17 protein-coding genes are annotated in these 25,256 nt (G+C 36.2%); 12 read left to right on the top strand and 5 right to left on the bottom strand.

Annotated elements, in window-relative coordinates; translation table 11 throughout:
- Positions 1 to 264: 264 nt before the first annotated feature.
- Positions 265 to 3,252 carry an excinuclease ABC subunit UvrA gene (gene uvrA / locus SOI82_RS06820; RefSeq protein ID WP_320666702.1) on the bottom strand — a complete coding sequence of 996 codons (2,988 nt, stop codon included), beginning with the start codon at positions 3,250 to 3,252 and terminating at the stop codon, positions 265 to 267.
- 46 nt (positions 3,253 to 3,298) lie between these two features.
- The gene (locus tag SOI82_RS06815) at positions 3,299 to 4,987 is read right to left on the bottom strand and encodes an AAA family ATPase (protein ID WP_320666701.1); all 1,689 of its coding nucleotides are present in this window, start codon (positions 4,985 to 4,987) and stop codon (positions 3,299 to 3,301) included.
- An 81-nt stretch (positions 4,988 to 5,068) separates the two neighbouring features.
- Here SOI82_RS06815 and SOI82_RS06810 point away from each other — a divergent pair, with 81 nt between their 5' ends.
- The 7 genes from SOI82_RS06810 to purF all read left to right on the top strand — a co-directional run bounded on the left by SOI82_RS06810 (position 5,069) and on the right by purF (position 14,941).
- A complete protein-coding gene (locus SOI82_RS06810; RefSeq protein ID WP_414153496.1) occupies positions 5,069 to 6,937 on the top strand; it encodes an ABC1 kinase family protein in 1,869 nt (622 codons plus the stop codon).
- 15 nt (positions 6,938 to 6,952) lie between these two features.
- Positions 6,953 to 7,519 carry an alpha/beta hydrolase gene (locus tag SOI82_RS06805; protein ID WP_320666699.1) on the top strand — a complete coding sequence of 189 codons (567 nt, stop codon included), beginning with the start codon at positions 6,953 to 6,955 and terminating at the stop codon, positions 7,517 to 7,519.
- Positions 7,520 to 7,571: 52 nt separating this feature from the next.
- Complete coding sequence (thrC, locus tag SOI82_RS06800) at positions 7,572 to 8,648, top strand: threonine synthase (RefSeq protein WP_320666698.1); 1,077 nt, start codon at positions 7,572 to 7,574, stop codon at positions 8,646 to 8,648.
- A gap of 385 nt (positions 8,649 to 9,033) precedes the next feature.
- Entirely contained in the window at positions 9,034 to 10,200 is a 1,167-nt protein-coding gene (gene dnaN, locus SOI82_RS06795; RefSeq protein ID WP_320666697.1) for a DNA polymerase III subunit beta, read from the top strand.
- Between the two features lie 2 nt (positions 10,201 to 10,202).
- Entirely contained in the window at positions 10,203 to 10,991 is a 789-nt protein-coding gene (locus SOI82_RS06790; RefSeq protein ID WP_320666696.1) for an RNA methyltransferase, read from the top strand.
- Between the two features lie 3 nt (positions 10,992 to 10,994).
- Positions 10,995 to 13,427 carry a phosphoribosylformylglycinamidine synthase subunit PurL gene (gene purL / locus SOI82_RS06785; RefSeq protein WP_320666695.1) on the top strand — a complete coding sequence of 811 codons (2,433 nt, stop codon included), beginning with the start codon at positions 10,995 to 10,997 and terminating at the stop codon, positions 13,425 to 13,427.
- Between the two features lie 56 nt (positions 13,428 to 13,483).
- On the top strand, positions 13,484 to 14,941 hold the full coding sequence (purF, locus tag SOI82_RS06780) for an amidophosphoribosyltransferase (RefSeq protein WP_320666694.1): 1,458 nt from the start codon (positions 13,484 to 13,486) through the stop codon (positions 14,939 to 14,941).
- Here purF and SOI82_RS06775 read toward each other — a convergent pair.
- From SOI82_RS06775 to queG, 3 genes are all read right to left on the bottom strand, one after another.
- Complete coding sequence (locus tag SOI82_RS06775; protein ID WP_320666693.1) at positions 14,936 to 17,410, bottom strand: DNA topoisomerase (ATP-hydrolyzing); 2,475 nt, start codon at positions 17,408 to 17,410, stop codon at positions 14,936 to 14,938. The genes purF and SOI82_RS06775 overlap by 6 nt on opposite strands.
- 84 nt (positions 17,411 to 17,494) lie before the next feature.
- Entirely contained in the window at positions 17,495 to 18,379 is an 885-nt protein-coding gene (locus SOI82_RS06770; RefSeq protein WP_320666692.1) for a tetratricopeptide repeat protein, read from the bottom strand.
- Positions 18,380 to 18,410: 31 nt separating this feature from the next.
- Positions 18,411 to 19,349 carry a tRNA epoxyqueuosine(34) reductase QueG gene (gene queG / locus SOI82_RS06765; protein ID WP_320668371.1) on the bottom strand — a complete coding sequence of 313 codons (939 nt, stop codon included), beginning with the start codon at positions 19,347 to 19,349 and terminating at the stop codon, positions 18,411 to 18,413.
- A 246-nt stretch (positions 19,350 to 19,595) separates the two neighbouring features.
- On the opposite strand from queG, the gene SOI82_RS06760 reads away from it, so the two are divergent.
- From SOI82_RS06760 to argH, 5 genes are all read left to right on the top strand, one after another.
- Positions 19,596 to 20,345, top strand: coding sequence for a DUF502 domain-containing protein (locus SOI82_RS06760; RefSeq protein ID WP_320666691.1), 750 nt, complete (start codon positions 19,596 to 19,598; stop codon positions 20,343 to 20,345).
- 30 nt (positions 20,346 to 20,375) lie between these two features.
- Positions 20,376 to 21,014, top strand: a complete 639-nt coding sequence (nusB, locus tag SOI82_RS06755) for a transcription antitermination factor NusB (protein WP_320668370.1) — start codon at positions 20,376 to 20,378, stop codon at positions 21,012 to 21,014.
- Positions 21,011 to 22,345 (top strand): signal recognition particle-docking protein FtsY, encoded by a 1,335-nt coding sequence (ftsY, locus tag SOI82_RS06750; RefSeq protein WP_320666690.1) that lies wholly within the window; start codon positions 21,011 to 21,013, stop codon positions 22,343 to 22,345. The genes nusB and ftsY overlap by 4 nt, the downstream gene beginning before the upstream one ends.
- Before the next feature lie 100 nt (positions 22,346 to 22,445).
- Positions 22,446 to 23,804, top strand: coding sequence for a PP2C family protein-serine/threonine phosphatase (locus SOI82_RS06745; protein ID WP_320668369.1), 1,359 nt, complete (start codon positions 22,446 to 22,448; stop codon positions 23,802 to 23,804).
- Between the two features lie 61 nt (positions 23,805 to 23,865).
- Entirely contained in the window at positions 23,866 to 25,254 is a 1,389-nt protein-coding gene (argH, locus tag SOI82_RS06740) for an argininosuccinate lyase (protein ID WP_414153495.1), read from the top strand.
- Positions 25,255 to 25,256 lie beyond the last annotated feature (2 nt).

Below are 25,256 nucleotides of genomic sequence, written 5' to 3'. Positions count from 1 at the left end.
TTGAAGGAGCTTTTAGGAGATTTTTAGCCTCACAAACCTAAAGAAAGACTTATAAAATCAAAAACAATTTTTTAGGATTTTGCCAAATTGACTGCAAGAAAAGGGCTTTTAACCTTTAAAGTCCTTAAATCTTCCAAACAAATTATGGAGAAATGCAAAGAAAACCACCCTCAAAAGGCTTGAAATATAAACAAATCATGAAATATATGTCCATTTAGGTTTGAGGAAAATCTTCTGCCAAACAAAAAATCTCTCTCAATCTACTTAAGAAACTTCTAATGGATCATTAGTAGAAGATTTACACAAATGGTGAGCTAAAACTTTTTTTAGATAACGAGCAGTATGACTCGTAGGATGCTCAGAAACTTCTTCAGGGGTTCCTTCAACAATAATTTCACCTCCACGATCTCCTCCTTCTGGCCCTAAATCAATAATCCAATCAGAGCATCTAATCACATCAAGATTATGTTCAATCACAATTATCGAATTTCCTTTATCAACTAACCGTTGAATAACATCCATTAATTTATGAACATCAAAAAAACTAAGGCCAGTAGTCGGCTCATCAATGAGATAAAGAGTTTTACCAGTCGCTCGACGTGACAACTCAGTTGCAAGCTTTACTCTCTGCGCCTCACCTCCAGAAAGAGTAGGTGCAGGTTGACCCAACTTGACATAACCAAGCCCTACGTCTACCAAAGTACGTAATCGATCAGCAGCTTGAGGTATTGCAGAGAAAACATCTGCAGCCTGTTCAACAGTCATCTCTAAAACATCTGCTATTGAAAAACCCTTATATCTCACTTGTAATGTTTCTCTATTAAACCGTGCACCTTTGCATACCTCACACTGCACATAAACATCAGGTAAAAAATTCATTTCAATTACATTTACTCCTTGGCCTCGACAAGCTTCACAACGACCTCCTTTTACATTAAAACTAAACTGTCCTACCTGATAACCCCTAGCCTTAGCTTCGATTGAAGCAGCAAATATTTGTCTTATTGGATCAAAAGCACCCGTATAAGTTGCAGGATTAGAACGTGGTGTCCTACCTATAGGAGATTGATCAATAACAATGACCTTATCAATTGCTTGTATACCTCTCAACTCACCAAGACCTTTTGGAAAAGGCACTTTTAATCCTAAACTATGGTTCAAAGCAGGGTGTAATAACTCATTAATTAAAGTACTTTTTCCACTTCCACTAACCCCTGTAACTGCAATTAATCTACCAAGCGGTAAATCAACATTAATATTTTTGAGATTATTCAAATCACAATCAATTAAACGCAATTTTCTCTTACCTCCCTCTCGTCGTTTTTTTGGAGTTGGAATAAAACGACTACCATTTAAATATTGACCTGTCAGAGAATTTTTAACAGTCAGCAATTGATCAAAAGATCCTTGAGCAACAATCTCACCACCATGCACACCTGCACCAGGCCCAATATCTACTAAATAATCTGCAGCCCGAATAGTTTCCTCATCATGTTCTACAACAACCAAAGTATTACCAAGGTCTCGCAATCGTTTGAGTGTGGCTAATAAGCGATCATTATCTCTTTGATGCAAACCAATACTAGGTTCATCTAATACATAAAGAACTCCTGTTAATCCTGCACCAATTTGAGTCGCCAAACGTATGCGTTGGGCTTCTCCTCCAGACAAAGTCATTGCAGGTCTATCTAAACTCAAATAATCAAGTCCCACATCTAACAAAAAGCGAAGTCTCAATCTTATTTCTTTTAAAACTAAATCTCCAATTTGCATTTGTCTTGATGTTAAAAGTGGAGCAGAGCCCTCCGCAACTCCAACGCCCATTAACATTTCTATCGCGTTAAGTGTTTCATCAACACTTATTGATGTTAGATCAGAAATACTAAACGGGCCTATTTTTACTGCTAAAGCTTCTGCACGTAATCTTTTTCCTGCACAACTAGGGCAAGGCACTAATTCTAAATATTTCTCTAATTTCTGACGAACTGATTCACCATTAGCTTCCTTTAATTGTCTTTCTAAAGTTGGCAAAATCCCTTCAAAAGGCCTCGAATATCCGGTAGTCTTTTTATATCTACTATCCGCCTGTATAAGAATGGGTTCAATACTTCCATGAAGCAAAATCTTTTGTTGTTCTTTGCTTAATTGATTCCAAGGAGTTTTTATCTCAAAACCAAAGGCTTCTCCAACAGAATACAATAACGAAAAATAATATGAGTTATCTTTATCACTCCAAGGAGCAACGGCAGAATACACAGGTAAAGATGGATCAGGAATAACTCTTTCCATCGTGAACTTTCTAAGATGGCCAATGCCATGACAATCAGAACAAGCACCATATGGACTATTAAAAGAAAACAATCTTGGAGAAAGCTCCTCAATTACTGCTCCATGTTCAGGGCAAGCAAAATTTTCTGAATACAATCTTTCGCGATCTACTCCATTAGGCAACATTTCATTTGCTTTAGGCACTACTTCAACAGATGCCAATCCTTCTCCACGTTTCAAAGCAGTGCGTAATGAATCGGTCAATCTCTCCTGAATACCCTCTCTAGCAATTAAGCGATCAACAACTACTTCAATAGTATGAGAATGGTTCTTATCAAGTTCAATATTATCTGATAAGTCTCGAACCTCTTTATTAATACGTACGCGAGCAAAGCCTTCAGCAGCAAGGCCTCTCAACAATTTACTGTGAGTACCTTTCTTTCCTCTTACAACAGGAGCAAGTAACTGATAACGAGTGCCTTCAGGGAGCGTAAGAATTTGATCAACCATCTCATCAATGGTTTGAGGTCGAATATGTCGCTCACATTCTGGACAATGAGGCTCTCCAGCTCTACCAAACAATAAACGTAGATAATCTTGTATTTCAGTGACAGTGCCAACAGTTGAACGTGGGTTATGGCTCGTAGATTTCTGATCAATGGATATAGCAGGAGACAAGCCTTCAATGGCATCAACATCAGGTTTATCAACCTGACCTAAAAACTGTCTTGCATAAGCAGAAAGACTTTCAACATACCGACGTTGTCCTTCAGCAAAAATAGTGTCAAAGGCCAATGAACTCTTACCACTTCCACTAACTCCTGTAAATACAACTAATTGATTTCGTGGAAGGGTTAAATCAATATTTTTCAGATTGTGCTGTCTCGCACCACGAACTCTGATGACGTCCTCTAACAACTCTCCAGTCAAAGTAGTAGAACCGCCCAAGCGCTTATCTATCTCCTTTCCTTTAGGGCGCACCATAGAAGATAAAGAATCAACCTATCAGTCTAAATAGATAGCGAACCTTTTAGGCAGCTTGCTGTTCCAACAAACTCGCTGCATAAAGTCTAGCTTCTTCAAAATTCCCACCTGCAAGCTCGGCTAATTCTGTTTGACGATCCTTTAAATTTGAAAGAGATATAACTTGAGAATTTGTTATTCCATTTTCTACAGATTTAACAACCCGAAAATGATGATCCGCTACTGCAGCTACCAAAGGTTGATGTGTCACACAAAAAACCTGACGAGAACCGGCTAAATCCTTTAAAACAGTTGCAATAGCTCCACTGACACGGCCACTAACTCCTGCATCAATTTCATCAAAAAACAAAGTACTTGAACCATCTACTTGGGATAAAACTGTTTTTAAAGCCAATAAAAAGCGAGACATTTCACCGCCTGAAGCAACATCCATAAGTGGCGCTAAATTTTGACCTGGATTAGCAGAAAATAAAAACTGCACAGTATCAGCACCTTTCTCATTAGGCATAGAAGGATTGAATTGAACCTCAAAACGAACATTTAACAGCCCTAGAAGCCTCAAATATTTCATTAGGTGATTCTCAAATTGAGAAGCTACATCTTGACGAATCTTTGTTAATGCACAATTATTTTGATCACGTTTTTCACGGGCTAATGATTCTTCTAATGCTAATTTTTTGAGTAATTTTTCAATATCATTAGACCTTTGTGAAAGACGCAACTCTTCTCTACGTTCCAACAATTCTGGCAAAGTAAGATTATAGCGACGCTGCAATTTCTTTAAAATAGAAAGTCTTACTTGAACCTCCTCCAAAGTGGAGTAGTCAGTCTCCAACATGGAGCTGTATTGCTTTAGTTCACTAATTAGATTTTCTAAATTATAATGCAAATCAAAAGTTTTATTTAAATAAACAATTAAATCAGAGTCCAATTTAGTCATGTCCTTCAGTAAATTTAAAGAGATTCCTAATTGATCAACTAAAGAAGGATGGTTGTCGGAACCTTCTTGAAGCTTGAAAAACAAATCTTCCAGACCTTCACGCAGTTTCACACCATGAACTAAGCGATCTTGCTCTTTTTCCAGTTTAGAATCTTCTAAAGGATCATCTAATTGTGCATCTTCCAATTCTTCTAATAAACTCTCTAAATCCTCTGATTCTTTTTTAAATTTATCCGAGTCTATTTTGGCTTTCTCAAGTGCTAAAAAGGCTTGATGCCAAATTTGCCAACTACATTTAACCTTGTCTGAAGCTTCTTTTACTCTAATAGAGCCCAACCTATCTAACCAAACAAGTTGATTAGTGGTAGAAGCTAACTGTTGAGTCTGGCCCTGAACAGTTAAATCAATCAATAAGGGTCGAAGAGACGCAATCTGATGACGATTAATAACAACTCCATTAACCCTGCACCGATTAATTAAACGCCCTTCCTTTAAACGCAATTCCCTGCTTATCAATAAATCACTGTCATCAGCATCAAAATCTTCATTTTTTAACCAAGAATCAATTGAATCATTTCTTGAAAAGGAAGCTTCTATATGACCGTACTTTGCACCAGGGCTTAACAAACGAGTTAACGCAACCGATTGACTACCTCCAAATAAAGCGTCTAAAGCATCTAAAAGAATTGATTTCCCAGCCCCTGTTTCACCAGTAAGAACTGTAAATCCTTCCTCAAAAGTCAGTTCTAGACAATCCAGTAAGGCGATATTCTGAAGGCGTAAACCGACCAGCACTGAAAGTACCAATAGCCAAATAAAGGCTAGCGGGTCTTAGCGTGGTTTAGAAGGGGTACTAAAACTAAAGCCATGATGCCTATGGCAGAAGAACTAAGTGATTTCATCGAGGCCGCAGGGTTACTCGAATATGATCCAAAAACGATTACTAATATCTACAAAGGACATCCATTACGTTTATTACGTAGACTGTGGCAAACATTAATACCAATAGGTTTGTTTCTAGTAGGAGTATTAATAGATAAATATACTGGACAATTAAATAATAAGGATAAAGCTAAGTCACGAGCTAAAGAATTCACAGAACTGCTTGTTGAACTAGGACCGGCTTTTATTAAAGGTGGCCAAGCCTTATCTACTAGGCCAGACATTATTCCAAAAGTAGTCTTGGAAGAACTGGCACAACTTCAAGATCAATTACCTGGATTTGATGGTGAATTAGCTATGGCATGTATTGAAGAAGACTTAGGAGTATCTGTGGAAGAAATATACAAAAATCTAGATAAAGAACCAATCTCAGCAGCATCTTTAGGACAAGTTCATAAAGGTACTCTAAGAACAGGAGAAAAAGTTGCAGTCAAAGTACAAAGACCTGGATTAAGAGAACAAATAACACTGGATCTATACATTGTAAGAAATATCGCATTATGGCTGAACAAAAACATAAAATTAATAAGAAGTGATTTAGTAGCTTTAATTGATGAACTAGGTAAGAGAGTTTTTGAAGAAATGGATTACCTTAATGAAGCAGCTAATGCAGAAAGATTTAAAAATTTACATAAATTAAACTTGAAAATAGCTGTTCCTATGATTTATAAAAAAGCTACAAGTAGAAGAGTATTAACCATGGAATGGATTGAAGGCGTTAAATTAACGAATTTAAAAGCAGTTAAAAACTTAGGTATTGACCCAGATGAAATGGTAGAAATAGGCGTCAATTGTAGTCTTCAACAATTATTAGAGCATGGATTTTTTCATGCAGATCCCCACCCTGGTAATCTTTTAGCATTAAATGATGGAAGATTATGTTATTTAGATTTTGGAATGATGAGTGAAGTGACACGAGAATCAAGGATTGGACTGATTCAAGCTGTCGTTCATTTAGTAAATAGAAATTTTAATAAGCTTTCAGAAGATTTTGTGGAATTAGGCTTCTTAGCAAAGGATGTTGATCTAAAACCAATCATACCTGCTTTTGAAAGTGTATTTACTACAGCTCTTGAAGTTGGAGTAAAAAAATTAGACTTTAAAGTAGTTACGGATGATCTCTCAAATGTAATGTACAAATTCCCTTTTAGAGTTCCACCATATTATGCTTTAATTATTAGATCCTTAATCACATTAGAAGGCATTGCGTTAAGTGTAGATCCAGATTTCAAAATTCTTGGCGCAGCATATCCATATTTTGCAAAAAGATTAATGGAAGATCCAGACCCACAATTACGTCAAAGTTTAAAGGAAATGATTTTTGATGGGAAAGTTCTAAGCTGGAATAACCTAGAAGGATTAATTAAAAGTGCTGGCAGCCAAGCAGACTTAAATATTGAAATTTTAATAGAACAAATATTAGATTTCTTATTTTCTAAAAATGGTGGAATTCTAAGAAAAGAAATTGTAGAAATAATAGTCAGAAAAATGGATGCTATAAGTTGGAATTCAATACAAAAATTAAATGGAAGATTACCAAAAATATTAAGGTCTAGAAGAATAGGTATTCGAGAAAATTTGAAAGAAAAGAAAAAATTATTATTACTTAAACAAGCACCTATAAAAGAATTAATAGGTATTGTTAAAAGCCTACCAGGCTTTAAAATACAAATTATATTGAAACATATACCAAGAATTATTCAAGAGCCAGAAGGACGCAAAATGGGAATCAAAGTAGCAAAAGGAATAACAGAAAAAAGTGTTATTCGTTTAATCAAAGTAGCAGCAGGAGTACCTCAATAAATGAAATATAAAGTATTGAATTTAGTTGGATTGTTTTTAGGCTTATCGATGAACCTTTTAATAACATTTCCATCAGCAAAATCAGCTGAAGCTTTATCCCTTGAATATGGAATCTTTAGTCGTACAATTTCTGTAGATTCACTAGATTATTTAGCTAATACTGGAAAAGCCAAAGGAACCTTAAAAAATATCATTAAATTAACAAATCAATCAGAAGAAGAGATTTCAAAAATTTTAAATGAGAATTTTGAACTTCCATTAGTCGTTACTACTAAATTAATGTACAGCAGTATAGGAAAAGTAATTATACTTAGAATAGCAAAAATTATACATCCAAAAAAAATAAAAGATCAATCTATATCTATTCCTGCTATTCGTTCTGGCGTAATAAAAGGAATAGTAATGGGAGAAGGAAAAATAAATTTAATACAATTTTTTAAATCTTATCCAAACAAAACAATAGCAATTAATATCCCTGCTCTGTTTAAAGTATTAAACAAAGTAGAATCCATGTCTGAATTAATCGAATTTTTCTCAAATTCACCTTTAAAAGGTATTCAAAGCACTAAAACAAAGATATGAATAGACTATAACCATCAATTAATCATTACCTAACACAAGATTAAAAGTATCCATGTCCTCATCATCACTCACTCCAAACTGGCCAGGTTTAATAGAAGCCTATAAAGATTGGCTTCCAGTTAATGAAAATACACCTGTTATTACACTTAAGGAAGGTGCAACACCATTAATTCGAATCAAAGCAATAGAAAAATTAATTCAGAAAGATATCAAGGTATATGCAAAATACGACGGATTAAATCCAACAGGGTCTTTTAAAGATAGAGGTATGACAATGGCAATAAGCAAAGCAAAAGAAAAAAAGTGTGAAGCTGTTATATGTGCAAGCACTGGGAATACTTCTGCTTCTGCCGCAGCTTATGCAAAAAGAGCAGGAATGAGAGCATTTGTACTGATTCCAGATGGATATGTAGCACAGGGAAAACTCGCGCAGGCACTAGTCTATGGAGCAGAAGTATTAGCTATAAAAGGAAATTTTGATTGTGCGCTAGATATTGTTCAAGAAATGGCAGAAAAATATCCAATAACACTTGTTAATTCTGTAAACCCTTTTCGATTACATGGACAGAAAACAGCAGCTTTTGAAATAATTGAATCACTTAATGATGCTCCCGATTGGCTATGTATTCCAATGGGAAATGCAGGAAACATTAGTGCTTATTGGATGGGTTTTGAAGAATATTTTCAAGCTGGAAAATCTAATAAATTACCAAAAATGATGGGTTTTCAAGCAAGTGGATCTGCTCCTTTAGTTTTTAATAAGATAATTAAAAATCCCAAAACAATTGCTACAGCAATAAGAATTGGTAATCCAGTTAATAAAGAAAAAGCTTTAGCCGCTAAAAAGAATAGTAAAGGAAGCTTTTTGGATGTAACAGACGAAGAAATAATTAATGCATATAAAATATTAGGAAAAGAAGAAGGAATATTTTGTGAACCTGCAAGTGCTGCATCAGTTGCAGGATTATTGAAACGTAAAGAAGAAATTCCAGAAAGCTCCACTATTGTTTGTGTTTTAACTGGAAATGGATTAAAAGATCCAGATTGTGCAATTAAAAATAATGATGCTGCTTTTTATTCAGGACTGAATCCTGAAATTAAAACTGTTGCTAAAACAATGGGATTTTGAAGATAAGCAACAAAAAAACCTTAGACAAAAGTTTTTCTGTCTGAGGAAATCAAGCCAAAAAGGGGTATCATCCCTGAGGAAAAACACTGAAAAAGATCAATAAAAATCTAAAAAAAGTACAAATAGAAAAAAAGAATAAAATTCAAGATAATTTTCCACTATTTCAATAGAGATTTCCACAGACGAATTATCCGAAACACAAGTTCCAACAAGGGATTTTTTAGTTTTCCTAGAATTCCTCAACACCTACTACTACTCTTTTATTTAATTCTTTCAAAAATTAGAAAAAACAGTAGAAAGTAATGATTTTAGAATTCTTGTATTGAAAAACCTGAGCTGAAAACGTAAGCTGACTTTCCCTTCGTTTTATCGTTAGGTTGACTCGGTGAAACTCATTTGCTCTCAGATTGAACTCAATACTGCTCTACAGCTTGTAAGTAGAGCGGTTGCTTCACGTCCAACGCATCCTGTACTGGCAAATGTTTTACTTACTGCTGATGAAGGAACTAGTCGTTTAAGCCTTACTGGCTTTGATCTTAACCTTGGTATTCAGACTTCTTTTGCTGCTTCAGTAGAAAAAAGTGGAGCTATTACTTTACCAGCAAGGTTATTTGGAGAAATTGTTTCTAAATTATCCAATGAATCACCGGTTGCATTGATATTTGATGGTGATAATGAACAAGTTGAATTAAAAAGTAAGGGCGGTAATTACCAAATGCGAGGAATGTCTGCTGATGAGTTTCCGGAGCTCCCTTTAGTTGAAAGTGGTACATCTTTTAAAGTCAAGGCTCAAGCTCTTTTAAAATCTCTTCGAGGTACCCTTTTTGCAAGTAGCTCTGATGAAGCTAAGCAATTATTAACTGGAGTTCATTTAGCTTTTGATGGAAAGTCTTTAAAAGCAGCAGCAACTGATGGACATCGTCTAGCAGTACTGAATATTAATGATGCATTAGATAATGATTCTTCATTTGATGAACAATCTTTGAATGAAAATTCAACTTTTGCTGTAACTTTACCTTCACGTTCTCTTAAAGAAGTCGAGAGGTTAATATCTGGTTGGAAAAGTGATGCTGTTGTAAGTCTTTTTTGTGATAAAGGTCAAGTTGTCTTTTTGGCTTCTGATCAAGTTGTTACTAGTAGAACACTGGAAGGTATTTATCCAAATTATAATCAATTGATTCCAGAAGGTTTTTCAAAATCAATTATATTAGATCGTAGAATATTTATTTCTGCTTTGGAAAGAATTGCTGTTCTTGCTGATCAGCATAATAATGTTATCAAAATAAGTACAGAAATTAATTCTCAAGAAATACACATTACTGCAGATGCTCAGGATGTTGGTAGTGGTTCTGAATCTATTCCTGCAGAATTTACAGGTGATTCTATTAAAATAGCGTTTAATGTTAGATATCTTTTAGAGGGTCTAAAAGCAATTGATTCAGATTCAATTAATTTATGTTGTAATGGACCAACAACTCCAGCTGTATTGTTGCCTTTAGATGAAAATCAAAGCTTTACTTATTTAGTTATGCCAGTCCAAGTACGTACTTAAAATTGACTTTATCTGAAAAATTATTATTAAGTGACCTTTTAAAACATCGTGTGAGATGTGATCAAGGATTAGACCATGGACCTGGTTTAATGGCTTGGATGCATCCTCCAGTTCATCGCTTATTAGGTTGGTCTTCTCGTCCTTCGCATTTGAATTTATCTAGACATGTTTGGAGGTTAGATCAATTAAGAGGCATAGCTACTACTGAAGTTTTTGTAAAAGGTAAACCTTCTATCCATGATCAAATTACACTTGATAGGATTCCTACTTTATTAAATTCAGATATAGTAAATTTACATGGGGATGTAATAGGATTTATAGTTGATTTGGTTTTTGATTCTAAAAGTGGAAATATTCTTCATTATCTAGTTTCACGTACTGATCCAAGAATTCCAGGAACTAGTAGATGGCGTTTATTTATTGATCGTATTCTTGATCAACAACCTGGTTTGGTTTCTATTAATATCAAGTCATTAGATGATTTACCTATAGCTCGTTCTAGTATTCGTCAAGACATTTTAAGACGTTCACGTGGTTGGAAAGAACAATTTCAAGTATTAACAGATAAGGCAGGAAATAAATTAGAAGGTTGGCTTGAAGAACCTCCATGGGAAGAACGCACTCCATATCGATCACCTATACAAAGTACTTTTGATGTGGATCCATTAGATGATTGGAATGATAACTTCCGAGATGAAGAATCTAAGGATGATTTAGACTCTTCTGAAGAACTCCCATATTCTTCAAGCTCTATAAAAAGTCTTGAAGAACAGGATGATCCTTGGATTTAATCTATGTCTATAAATTTCTCAGACATCAACTTTCAAAAGTTAATTGAAAGTCCTTTGTTTAAGGTTTCTTATGATGTTTCTTTAGCAATAGAAGAAGAAGGCTTAGAAAAAGAGGATTATATAGAAATATGTAGACGTCTTAATAGACCACCTAATCGAACAGAACTTGGTATGTTTGGTGTGATGTGGTCAGAACATTGTTGTTATAGAAACTCAAGGAGTCTATTAAAAAATTTTCCAATTAAAGGATCAAGAATTCTTGTTGGACCAGGAGAAAATGCAGGTGTTGTTGATATAGGTGAAGGTCAACAATTAGCTTTTAAAATAGAAAGTCATAATCATCCTTCTGCTTTAGAACCTTTTCAAGGAGCAGCAACTGGTGTAGGAGGAATTCTTCGTGATATTTTTACTATGGGTGCACGACCTATAGCTTTATTAAATTCTTTAAGATTTGGTCCTATTGATGATGAACATAATATTTCTTTAATGGAAGGAGTGGTAGCAGGAATAGCACATTATGGAAATTGTGTAGGTGTTCCAACTATTGGTGGTGAAGTTTCTTTTGATACAAGTTATTCAGGTAATCCATTAGTTAATGCTATGGCTCTTGGATTAATGGAAACCGAAAAAATTGTTTGTTCAGGTGCAGACGGGATTGATTATCCAGTTATGTATGTCGGTAGTACTACTGGGCGTGATGGTATGGGAGGGGCAAGTTTTGCTAGTGCTGAACTTACAAAATCTTCTTTAGATGATCGCCCTGCAGTTCAAGTTGGTGATCCTTTTTTGGAGAAAGGTTTAATAGAAGCTTGTCTTCAAGCTTTCAAAAGTGGTTATGTAGTTGCTGCTCAGGATATGGGTGCTGCTGGTTTAACTTGTAGTTGTTCTGAGATGGCAGCAAAAGGAGGTTTAGGTATTGAATTAAATCTTGATTTAGTTCCTGCTAGAGAAAAAGGCATGACTGCTTATGAATTTTTACTATCTGAATCTCAAGAAAGAATGCTTTTTGTTGTAAAACCTGATTGTCAAAATGAATTAAAGGATTGTTTTACTAGATGGGGATTACATGTTTCTGTTGTAGGTAAAGTTCTTAAAGAAAATATTGTTCGTGTTTTACATAAAGGCTCTGTAGTTGCTGAATTACCAGCTAATGCTTTAGCTGATGATACACCAATTAATTATCATGATTTACTAGAAGAACCTCCGCTATATATTCAAGAACATTGGAATTGGAATGAGAAAGACTTACCTCAATTTTCTAAAGTTGGAATTAATCTAGACAAAAGATTAAATCAAAAATTAACTTGGAATGAGGTTATTTTAAAACTTTTGGATTATCCAACAATTTCTTCTAAACGATGGGTTTATCGTCAATATGATTATCAGGTTCAATCTAATACTGTTTTATCTCCTGGTATTTCAGATGCTGCAATAATTCGAATACGACCTCAAGATGGGAATAAATCTCTTGAGTCTTCAAAGAGAGGAATTGCTGCTGTAGTTGATTGTCCTAATCGTTGGGTATCTCTTGATCCAGAGAGAGGAGCTGTTGCAGCTGTTGTTGAAGCTGCTAGAAATATAAGTTGTGTAGGGGCTGAACCTTTAGCGATTACTAATAATCTAAATTTTGCTTCTCCAGATACTTCTATTGGTTATTGGCAATTGGCTTTAGCTTGTGAAGGTATAACTAAGGCTTGCCAAATATTAGAAACTCCTGTAACAGGAGGAAATGTTTCCTTATACAATGAGACTCGTCTAGCTAATGGTAAGTTACAACCTATACATCCAACTCCTGTAATTGGAATGGTTGGATTAGTAAATGATTTAGATTTGATTTGTGGACAAGGCTGGAAGCATCCAGGTGATTCAATTTGGCTTCTAGGCTTACCTTTAGAGATAAATAATATATTAGATCCACGCATCACTTTAGGAGCTAGCAGCTATCTTGAAGTAATACATGAATTGTCAACTGGTAGGCCACCTGAGATTGATTTGGAATTAGAAAAAGTAACCCAAGCTTTTTTACGTAAAGCAATTATAGATGGTTATATTCTTTCTGCTCATGACGTCTCGGATGGAGGAATTGCTGTTGCTATTGCAGAATGTTGTATGACATCTGATCTAGGTGCTTATTGTTATCTTCCTAATAGTAAAGTACGTTTAGATAGACTGCTTTTTGCTGAAGGTGGTGCTCGTATAATTGTAAGTATTGATTCTAATAAAGAGAATGCCTGGAAGACATTTGTCAGTGAAGTTAATAAAAAGGATTCAGTATTACTTTCTGCTACTAAAATAGGAACAGTTCAATTAGAGAGTGAACTATTGATTACTCAGAGTGAACATGAGCTTATTCGCTTATCTCTCAAAGGCTTAAGAGATTCTTTTGAGAGTGCGATTCCTCGTCGAGTTAATTCTAAAAAGGAGATTTTCTCGTGATTAATTTTTTATATCTATCTTTTTTGGACTTTATTAATAATGGAGATGGATTTTAAATGTGTGGAATAGTTGGAGTTCTTGCTAAAGATCAAATTAATCAGCAAATATATGACAGTTTGCTGTTACTTCAACATCGTGGTCAAGATTCAACAGGAATTGCAACCATGGATGGCAGTGTATTTCATTTGCGTAAATCAAAAGGTCAGGTGCGTGAAGCATATCGAACTCGAGATATGCGAGCCTTAAAAGGTAATATAGGTTTAGGTCATGTCAGATATGCGACAAAAGGTGCTGCAGATAGGGAAGAAGAGGCACAACCATTTTATGTAAATGCTCCATATGGAATTATTCTTGTTCATAATGGGAACCTTACTAATACTCGAGAATTAGAAAAAGATCTTTTTATTAAAGATAGAAGACATACTAATTCTACTAGTGATACTGAAATGCTTTTAAATATATTAGCAACAGAATTACAATTACAAATTTCTGGAAGAGATATTTGTCCTGAATATATTTTTAATGCAGTTAAGTCTATGCATGAAAGAATTCAAGGTTCTTATGCAGCTATCGCCTTAATTGCAGGTCATGGAATTTTAGCTTTTAGGGATCCATATGGTATTCGCCCATTAGTGATTGGTAAAAAAGTTAATTCATCCAACAAAGTAGATTGGATTTTGGCTAGTGAATCATTAGTAATAGAGAACAATGACTATCAAATTGTTAGAGATGTAGAACCAGGAGAAGCTATATTTATAACTTCTAATGGTGAATTTTATTCTCAACAATGCTCTGATAATCCAAGGCTTTTTCCATGTTCTTTTGAGTATGTTTATTTAGCACGTCCGGATTCCATTATGAATGGAATTTCTGTTTATGAGGCAAGATTACGTATGGGTGACTCTTTAGCAGAAACTATAAAAAAACATATTTCATCTGGCGAAGTAGATGTTGTAATGCCTATACCTGATTCATCTCGACCAGCAGCGATGCAGGTTGCTCGTCAATTAGGTATTGAATATCGTGAAGGTTTTTTCAAGAATCGTTATATTGGTCGAACATTTATTATGCCTGGACAATTACAAAGAAAAAAATCAGTTCGACAAAAATTAAATGCTATGGGAACAGAATTTAAAAATAAAAATATTTTAATAGTAGATGATTCAATCGTTAGAGGAACTACTTCTAAACAAATTGTCCAAATGGCAAGGTTTTCTGGGGCGAATAAAGTGATATTTACTTCAGCAGCACCACCAGTTAGATTTCCACATGTTTATGGCATTAATATGCCTAGTAGAGCTGAGTTAATAGCCCATAATAGAACAATTTCAGAGATTGAAGAAAAATTGTCTATTGATCAAATGATTTATCAAGAAGTGCCAGACTTAAAGAACTCTATTATTAAAAAATCTATTGTATCTGAACTTGATTTATCTTGTTTTACTGGTGAATATGTTACTGGAACGGTTACAGATGAGTATTTAGACTGGGTAGAGCGAGAATATTTGTCATGATATTTTTTCTGGTTCAATGAGTGGAATAATTTTTTGAATATATTCATCTTCTTTTAATTGAATAAAATTATTAATAATTTCATTGTTCAACTGATTAGAACTTAATCTAGCATTTCTACCTTTGCTACTGATAATACTTCCTAATAGCTTGCTGTCATAGGCATCTACTACTTCGTCTATAAGATCTTTTGACTTTTTGAGATTTATGCAGATTTCACCAATATCTCCACGTTCACATTGTCTTAGATAATTAAGATTGATTTTTTTTATTTGTCCATACTTGGTTATTATAACTAATTGATTTTCAGGACTGTTTTTCCATGATACTCCTCCTATTATTACTTCCCCTGGAAAGGGTTTCATCGTTATTGGACCTTGCGCTAACTTTCCCATTAAAGGCATTGTTTTTTCATTAACTAAAAGCTTTAATATTCTTCCATAGGAAGTGCAAATTGCTATTTCACCATTTGGATGACATATAAAACCAGCTTTCAGCATTACTCCATTTTTGAGTTTTAAAACGGTCGCTGCTCTTCCAGAGAGCTCTAGTACTTCTTCTATTGGAATTCTTTTAAATCTTCCATCGCTACTTAATAAGCCGAGACTTAGGCTTTCATTTGCTGGTAAAGGAATTAAATTTATTATGGTTTCACCTTCTAAACCACCTGGTAGGAATTTCTCTAATAGGCCAGGTTGTTGGCCAGCAAATTCCCATTTAACTAATGCGACTCGTCCTGTTTTTGTGATTGCTAATATTTTTGGTTTGGCTTCTATAGGCCATATCAATCTTGCAGGTGCAGGTTCTTCGCCAAGTACGCAACTTTCATTTAAATGAAGTCTTCCAAGAATCTGGGGACTTACTATTTTTACCTGATTATCATTTTGAATGAGTAATCTTCCTTCATGTGGTAAGCCAGCATATGCTTGTTGTCTTTGGAGCTCAGCATTAGGTCTTTGATGCGCAATTTTGTCTGCTAATAGTTTATCTCCTCCTTCTACTAGTCGAGTTCGTCTTGGATTACCAAATTGTTTTTTTATTTGCTTTAACTCTTTAATTAAAGTTTCTAGAAGTTGTGTTCTGTTTTTCAGTAATAATTCTAGGCGGTTTTTATTCTCTATCAATTCTTTGATTTCTTTATAAAGACTTGCTTGTTCAAGGTTGGTTAACTTCCTGAGAGGCATTGCTAAAACAGCTTCTGCTTGCTTTTCTGTTATTTTTAATTCGATGACAAGCTTTGCTTTTGCTTCTAATGCATCTTTAGCGTTTTCTATCGTTGTTATTATAGGCCTTAAATTTTTTAATGCTTTAGTTAATCCTTCTACAATCTCTAAACGGTCTAAAGTTTTTGTAAGTAAATATTGGGTTCTTCTAATCAGTGTTAACTCTCTATATTCAAGAAATTTTTCAAGCAATAATTTGAGTGATAGTTGCTTTGGTTGTCCATCAACTAGAGCTAAAAGTATTGCTCCAAAATTACTTTGTAGTGCAGTTCTTCTTTGTAGGTCAGTTAAAACTTTGTTTGGTTCACTATCACGTCTGAGCTCAACGACTATTCTCATTCCTTCTCTATCACTTTCATCTCTAATATCTGCAATTCCATTGATTTTTCCTTCGTTAACTTGCTCTGCCAATTTTTCTATCCAACCGGCTTTACTAAGTTGATAAGGTAATTCAGTAATAATAATTGCACTTCTACGGTGTTTTCCTTTTCCAGGGTGAATTTCTTCTATATGTGCTAAGCCTCTCATGGGAATACTTCCTCTACCTTTGATATATGTTTCTCGAACACCAGTACCTAAAAGAACTTCTCCACCTGTCGGAAAGTCTGGTCCTGGAATTATTTTTAATAGCTGCTCATCTGATAGTTGAGGATTTTTAATTAACGCAATTACTCCATTGATGATTTCGTTCAGATTATGTGGAGGAATACTGGTTGCCATTCCAACAGCAATGCCTGAACAACCATTTAGGAGAAGAAAAGGTAATTGAGCAGGAAGAACGCTGGGTTCTTGTTGAGATCCATCAAAGTTAGGAGTAAAATCTACAGTTTTGGAGCCAATTTCGTTGAGTAATGCTTGATGAGCTATTGATGCCAGTCTGGTTTCTGTATATCTCATTGCTGCTGGAGGATCGTCATCTACAGATCCAAAATTTCCATGTCCATCAAGGATTGGATAACGGCTTGAAAAACTTTGAACTAGTCGGACAAGTGCGTCATAGACTGCTTGATCACCGTGTGGATGATATTTACCTAAAACATCTCCTACTACTCGAGCACATTTTCGATATGGGCGATCTGGCGTAAGTCCAAGTTCATACATCGCAAAAAGGATGCGTCTTTGAACTGGTTTAAGGCCGTCTCTCACATCAGGTAAAGCTCTCCCAACGATTACGCTCATTGCGTATTCGAGGTATGAGCGCTGCATTTCATGATGCAGGGAAATTGGCTGTAGGCGCTCCTCGGCCATCCAGATTAGGGATTAGAGGGCGAATAGCGCACAGCCTACTTAGCTATTTGACTCTTTCCAACTATTTAATCATGATCCATTCTTTTAGTTAGAGTTTGCCAAAGCTCTCTTTACGTCATCATTCAAATTTGGGTGTTTGAGAAGTTCCTGAGCAGCTTGTCTAAGCTTCTTTCCCCAAAGTTGCTCTGCTTGATGTTGAGATGAGACGTAATTTGGATTTTTACTAAGAGCTTTTTTTGCAAGATCTAATGATTCCTGACTTATGCTTTGCATTTGATTTAGTGCTGATGCAAGGGCAAGCATTGGCTCAGAATTCTCTTCTATTTTTAATACATTACGCCACATAATAATTGCTTTTTTTGTGTTTCCTAATTCATAATGCACCAAGGCTTGATTATTCAGTGCTTCCCAAAATTTTGGTTTGATTTTGGTTGCATTTTTAAATGCTTTTAGTGCAAGTATGAATTGAGACTGCATCATTCTTGCATTTCCTAGTTGGAAGTATGCGTTTGCATTATTTGGATCTATTGTTAAGCCTTTTGTGATCATTATTATTGCATTTTTTGGGTTGTTTTGTCGTAAATTTAAAGATCCATCTGCAAACCAAAGTTGTGCATTTTTAGGTTCAATTTTTTTAGCTTTTATTAGTGACTGACTAGCTTCTTTGAATAATTTGTTTCTAGCTTGAGCTTCAGCTAAAATCGACCATAGTCGTGAATCGTTTGGGTTTAACCTTACTGCTAACTTGGCTAACCGATTGGCTTCTTCTATTTGACCAAAATGAATTAATTGAGCCGCTGTTTTGCCAAAATTAATGCTTGCTTCTTCTAAATTATTAGCTTTAGGGTTGAAAACATAAGGAATAAAAGAATTAGCAGGTTTATGTATAAAGAGAGTTGCGTTGAGGCCTATCAGAGAAGCTAGTATCCAAAGTTTATTTCGAGTAAGAAAGTTATTTGTTAGCCCCATTTCATGGCTTCAAGTCTGCCTTAGCTTAGGACTAAATGTCGCTTTGTATTGCTTCGGCATTACGGCGCCACATCCAAGGTTTAATGCGCTTGAGGGCAGAACCATTAAGTTTTTCATTCCATTTGTTATCACTCCAAGAAAGTGCTTGTTCTTTTGTTAGCTTCAGCATCCAATCTTTTGGTTGCATTGCTGGATCTTTAGAACTTTGAAGTTCTTTTTGATTCCATGGGCAGACCTCCTGACATATGTCACAACCTGCGATCCAGTTCCCTAAAGATGCAGTAATTGTTTTTGGTAGTGCTGCACTTCTATTTTCAATAGTGTGATAAGCAAGACAAAGGTTGGAATTGATTACAAATGGCTCACTGATTGCCTTGGTTGGACAAGCGTCAATGCAAATTTGACATTTTCCGCAGAGAGGTTTTGTTGGCGTATCTGGTAGTAAAGGTTCTGTAGAGAGTAGATGACCTAAAACCATCCAAGAACCATGGTGTTGATTTATAAGATTGCTGTTTTTTCCAATCCAACCTAGTCCGGCTTCTTCTGCCCATGCTTTTTCAAGTAAAGGTGCTGAATCAACACAGATTTTCCAAGCTGTATTAGGTCTCTCTTTTTCGAGCCATCTTCCTATACGTTTAAGTCTTTGTTTAATTACTTTGTGGTAGTCCTTACCCCATCCATATCGTGCAATTGATAAGGCTTGAGCCTCTTTGTTTTCCTTGACGTAGTAATTCAGTCCGACTGACAAAAGGCTTTTTGCGTCTTCTAAAAGGGTTTCAATTTTTTGTCTTCGTGGAGCAGCCATCCACTTCATTTCTCCTTGATGTCCAGCATTAAGCCATCTTTGTAAGGCTGCTGTTCTGAGGGCTATGCGATCACTACCTGGAATGGTTGCAATCCCAACTAGGGTAAAGCCTTGGCTTTTTGCTTCTTTTTTAAGTGCTTTACTCAGTTCAGATGGGGTTTTGATCCTTGTCAAAACGAATCAGGGCATAAATGAAAGCTTTTGTATCTTGCCTTGTTAAAAATTCTTTGATTGAGTCTGAGGTAATTTTTTTACTTTCTCATAGCTATAAGTAGGGTTTTAAACGGTTGCTAACAGAATCAATTGCTTTTTTTTGTGTTGCTTAGCTGTACTAATGTTTTTAGAGATTTCTTTTGTAAAGAAAAATTGTTACCTTAGTTACATAAAATTGGAAAAGGCAAGAAAAGATTCTTGGTGCAATCCTCTCCCAGAACTGATCTTTCTCTGGCTTCAAGGCTGCAAGAAGATCTGAAAAATGACCTCATAGCGGGCTTGCTAGTTGTAATCCCGTTGGCCACCACTATTTGGCTCTCTACTGTTGTTAGTCGTTTCGTTTTGGCGTTTCTTACGTCAATACCCAAGCAATTAAATCCCTTTATCACGCTGAATCCACTTTTACAGGATTTAATCAATCTTGCTTTAGGGCTGACTGTGCCTTTGTTAGGAATATTGTTGATAGGACTAATGGCTCGTAATTTTGTAGGTCGTTGGTTGTTGGAGTTTGGAGAAGGAACTCTTTCTCGTATTCCTTTCGCTGGTTCGGTTTATAAAACTCTTAAGCAACTTTTGGAGACCTTCTTGAGAGATAACTCGACAAGGTTTCGGAGGGTTGTTTTGGTTGAATACCCTCGTGAAGGTTTATTTAGTGTCGGCTTTGTTACTGGTTTGGTCGGTCCTTCTCTACAACCTGAGTTGGATGAACCATTACTAAGCGTTTTTATTCCAACTGCTCCCAACCCTACGACTGGTTGGTACACACTGGTTCCAGAGTCTTCTGTTAAGGATTTAAATATTTCAGTGGAGGATGCTTTTAGAACTATTATTTCTGCTGGAATAGTTAATCCTGATGAGCGTGAGGCGTCAACAAATCGGAGTTCTTCCAGTCTGTTTGCTCAGTTGAGAGCGACTGCAGCAACCCCTTCAGCTTCATCTCAAAGTTGATTAGGTTTGTTGAATGTTTTTGTTGAGATGATTCAAACCAGGTCTATTGCTAGAGAAATGGCTCTTTTGGTTTTGGGTCAGATTCCTGAAAATAAGATTCAAGATTTAGAGTCCTTACCATTGGAAGGCCTTTTAAATAAGGCTTTAAATAGCTTGATGGAACATTGTCGTGAAGGATTGGATTCTTCTGCTGGACACCTGGAAAAAGCGCATCAACATTTGCTGGAAACTGGATTACAAGATTTGGATAAAAATTCAGTTGAACGAATACGTAATCATTTAACTACTGGTTTAAATGAGGCGGAACATGTTTTGAATGCTATTTCTGCAAGTTTGGAATTTCCACGCTTGTTAGTTCTTAGTGATCAAGAAGCAATTCGCATGAGTGCTATGCAACGAGTGAGCTTGGTCTTTGAAGAACGTATCAATATTGATGCTGGGCTTGATTCTGTGATGGAAGGGTGGAGATTAAAAAGACTGCCTCGTATTGATAGAGACATATTGAGACTTGCATTTGTAGATTTGAATCATTTGCATACACCTGCTGCTGTCGCTTGTAATGAAGCTGTGGAGCTTGCTAACCGCTATAGCGATGATCAAGGTCGGCGCATGATTAATGGTGTGTTAAGAAGATTACTAAATGCTTGCAATGTTTCTTTTCCAGAATGATTTACGACGAATTTAAGCGAAAAAATATTGAATCTGTGGATCATCCTGTTGAAAATGAAAAGGATGTTTCTAGTCCATTGATTTCTGCTGAGCAAGATTCACTGCAATGGGCAAAAGATGCTTTTGCCAAGTTGAAAGAACAGCAAGAGTTAGAAAAGAAGCTCGACTCTGATGTAATTGATGTTCATGATTTTTCAGCCCAAGTTTTTACAGAGTCATCCAAAAAAGTTTCAAAAGATTTGAATGAAGAACTTATTGATTCATCTAAAGAAATCGAGCCTTCTAATTCTTCTTTATCAACAGATAATTCAAAATCTGATGACTTTGAAGAAGTTTTTACATGGTCTGCAGAGGTGCTTGCAGCCCAAGGCCGTAAAGCAGAAGAAGTCTCTTTGGAAGAACTTGATTGGCTTGGTCGACTGCGCAAGGGATTAGAGAAGTCTCGTCAGAGTTTTGTTGCAGGTTTATTAGAAAAGCTTGGAGATGATCCTCTTACTCCTGAAGTGGTTGATGATTTAGAAACATTATTATTAAGAGCTGATGCAGGAGTTGAAGCAACTGATCAAATCCTTGAGGCTCTTCGACGGCGTTTGAATGAAGAGGTTGTAGATGCTAATGAAGGCTTACGTTTTCTTAAAGAAAAACTTTGTGAATTGCTAGATACTCCTATCAAATTAAGTGGTTCGGATTTGCTTGTTCCTGAAAAGGGGAATTTAAATATTTGGTTACTTGTAGGTGTTAATGGAGTTGGCAAAACTACGACTCTTGGAAAGTTGGCGAATCTTGCAGTTAGGAGTGGTTATTCTGCTTTGATTGCAGCAGCAGATACTTTTCGAGCTGCTGCTGTTGAGCAAGTCAAGATATGGGGTGATCGGAGTGGTATTTCAGTCATTGCAAATACAACTGCAAATGCAGATCCAGCAGCTGTGGTTTTTGATGCAATTGGTGCTGCAAAATCTAAAGGAGTTGATTTACTTTTTGTAGATACAGCTGGGCGATTACAAACAAAACATAACTTGATGGAGGAGTTGCAGAAAGTTAGGCGAATTATTGATCGTCTTGCTCCTGAAGCTAAAGTTGAATCCTTATTAGTACTTGATTCTAGTCAAGGTCAAAACGGACTTCGTCAAGCAATGGCATTTGCTAAGTCAGCAGATTTGACAGGAGTTGTTATTACCAAGCTTGATGGTACCTCTCGCGGTGGGGTTGCATTAGCAGTTTCGTCTGAAGCAAAACTACCTATTAGATTTATTGGTGCTGGAGAAGGAATAAGGGATCTGAGACCTTTTAAAAGTTTTGAATTTGTAGAAGCTTTATTAGCAAAACGGTGACTTATTTGCAGTGGGTGTCTAAAAATTTTTGCTACATTTTTACTTCTGCATTGAGGTTGCAGTGAGTAATAATCGATCAAGGTCACAATCAAAAGCGTCGATTCAAAGTAATCAGAAAGCTCATTCTGCCTCTGATTCATTTAGAGAATTGTTGGATAGTTTGTCCACTGAGCAGCGGTGTAATCAGGAATTGTTGTCTTCTTTGGGCTTTGCTCTCAGAAGTTTTACTAACTTACACAGATTTCTTGAATTGGTTCCAGTTGTAGCTTCTCGTTTGGTTGGCGTAGAAGGAGCTTTGTTGGTACCTTTTCAAGCTGATGGTCGTCTTTGGAGAGAGCAAATACAAGCGCTGCCTTTTGATCAAAATCAAGAGTTGTTGAGGCAAATTGCTTCTTTGGAAGGCGGTTTAAGCATTGGCTTTGGTTCAGATCCAACACAGTTGGTTGATTTGGATCGTTTAGTACAACGTCATATGTCTAAAGCCAACATTTTTGCAACTTCTTTAGTTGCACGCGGCAAACAAAGAGGGCGTTTATATGTTTTTGATACCCAGGGTGCTGTTTCATTAAGTGAAGTACACCGGCGCCATTTGCAATTGGTTGCAGATCTTGCGGGGGTAGCAATTGAAAATGATCAGACTCTTCAAGAAATTCGTCGCCATGAGAGTGTTGATAGGCAATTAAGTATTGGCGCTGAGATTCAAGCTCAATTGTTGCCTGATCGGTGTCCTGAAATTGAAGGAGTCCAATTAGCGGCTCGTTGTAGACCAGCCTTTCAAGTAGGTGGTGATTATTACGATTTTATGTCTACTCGACCAGAGCTGATTGGGAAGACAAGAGAAAAAGGGCGTTGGGCTTTAGTTATTGGTGATGTCATGGGCAAAGGAGTTCCAGCCGGGCTTTTAATGACAATGCTTCGTGGAATGTTGAGAGCAGAAGTTTTGAGTGGATTACCTCCAGATCGCATTCTTCATGATCTCAACCAATTAGCCCAAGTGGATTTGGAGCATTCTCATCGCTTCATAACCCTTTTTTATTCAGATTTCGATCCCTGTACGCGTAGGTTGCGTTATGCAAACGCAGCACATAATCCGCCCTTATTGTGGAGAGCGGAACAGAGAAGTATTTCTCGTTTGGATGCTCCTGGCCTTTTGATAGGTCTGCAATTTGATGCAAATTATGGGTGTGGTTCAATAACTCTTGAACCTGGTGATGTGCTTTTGTATTACACCGATGGTGTAACTGAAGCGCCTGGTATTGCTGGCGATCGCTTTGATGAACCACGTTTAATAAAAAGTTTGGAGGAATCTTGTAGAAATGGTTTAGGAGCACAAGAAATATTGAATAAGCTTTTTGCGCGACTAGATCATTTTGTTGGAATTGATCATCAGTTAGAAGATGATGCTTCGATGGTTCTTTTAAAGGTCAATGATGAATTGACTCTTCCTATTATTGAATAATTTTTTTACCTGACAATTTGGAAGCAAACTGCTTTATTAGGAAAGGTTGCTTATAGGTAAGTTGGTTAAGGCTTGGAGCGATAGGTTCTCAAATGGGTTAAACCCAGCTATTCAGCGTTTTAATGCTTCAATATTTTTTGATATCACTCTTTTAGAGGAAGATTTGGATGGATCGATTGCTCATGCAGAGATGTTGGGGGAATGTGAAGTAATTTCTCAAGACGAGACAAAAAAGCTTGTAGATGGCCTTGAAAGAATTCGTGCAGAAGCTTCTGAGGGCAAATTTAAGGTCAGCGTTGTTGATGAGGATGTTCACTTTGCAGTGGAAAGACGCCTAATAGAATTGGTTGGTTCTGTTGGTAAAAAACTTCATACTGGCCGGAGTCGTAATGATCAAGTAGGCACTGATATAAGGCTTTGGTTAAGACGCCGTATAGATGAACTTGATTTATCTTTAGAACGGTTGCAAGTTGCCTTATTGGTTCAGTCAGAAAATCATCTTGATACTTTGATTCCTGGCTACACACATCTTCAACGTGCACAACCTTTATCTCTTGCTCATCATTTACTTTCTTATATTGAAATGCTGCAAAGAGATAGAGAGCGTTTGTTAGATGTTAGAAAAAGAGTAAACATTTCTCCACTTGGGGCAGCTGCCTTGGCTGGTACTTCAATTCCAATAGACCGTCGTTCTACTGCAAAATCTTTAGGTTTTGCAAAAATTTATTTAAATAGTTTGGATGCTGTTAGTGATCGTGATTTTGCAGTTGAGTTTACGGCAGCTATTTCTTTAGTCATGGCACATTTAAGTCGTTTGGCTGAGGAAGTAATTTTTTGGGCTTCGGATGAGTTTTCATTTGTTCGTTTAACTGATCGATGTGCCACTGGAAGTAGTTTAATGCCTCAAAAAAAGAATCCTGATGTTCCAGAATTAGTTCGAGGTAAATGTGGAAGAGTGTTTGGACATCTTCAGGGTTTATTGACGATGATAAAAGGACTTCCTTTGGCGTATAACAAGGATTTTCAAGAAGATAAAGAAGCATTATTTGACACAGTTATTACAGTGAAAACATCTTTAGAAGCCATGTCAATTCTTTTTGAAGAAGGGTTAGAGTTTTGTTCCGAAAGACTTGCTTCTGCAGTTCGATCTGACTTTTCTAATGCGACTGATGTTGCAGATTATTTAGTGGCAAAAGGTGTGCCTTTTAGAGAGGCATATCAAAAGGTTGGTCGATTAGTGAAGGATTCTCTTGAGCAAGGAATTTTGTTAAAAGACCTTAGCTTTGAACAATGGCAAAAAATAGACGCTTCAATTAACGAGGATATTTTTGAAAAGCTTGCTCCAAAGCAAGTTGTAGCTTCAAGAATTAGTGAAGGAGGGACTGGCTTTGATCGGGTTCAAGAGCAGTTGGTGTATTGGCGTGATCACATTGATTCTTTAAAAGACTGAAT

This window comes from Prochlorococcus sp. MIT 1307 (genome assembly GCF_034092395.1).
Classification (GTDB): Bacteria; Cyanobacteriota; Cyanobacteriia; order PCC-6307; family Cyanobiaceae; genus AG-363-K07.
The sequence above is the reverse complement of the archived record's forward strand: the minus strand, read 5'-3'. Positions and strand labels throughout refer to the sequence as shown.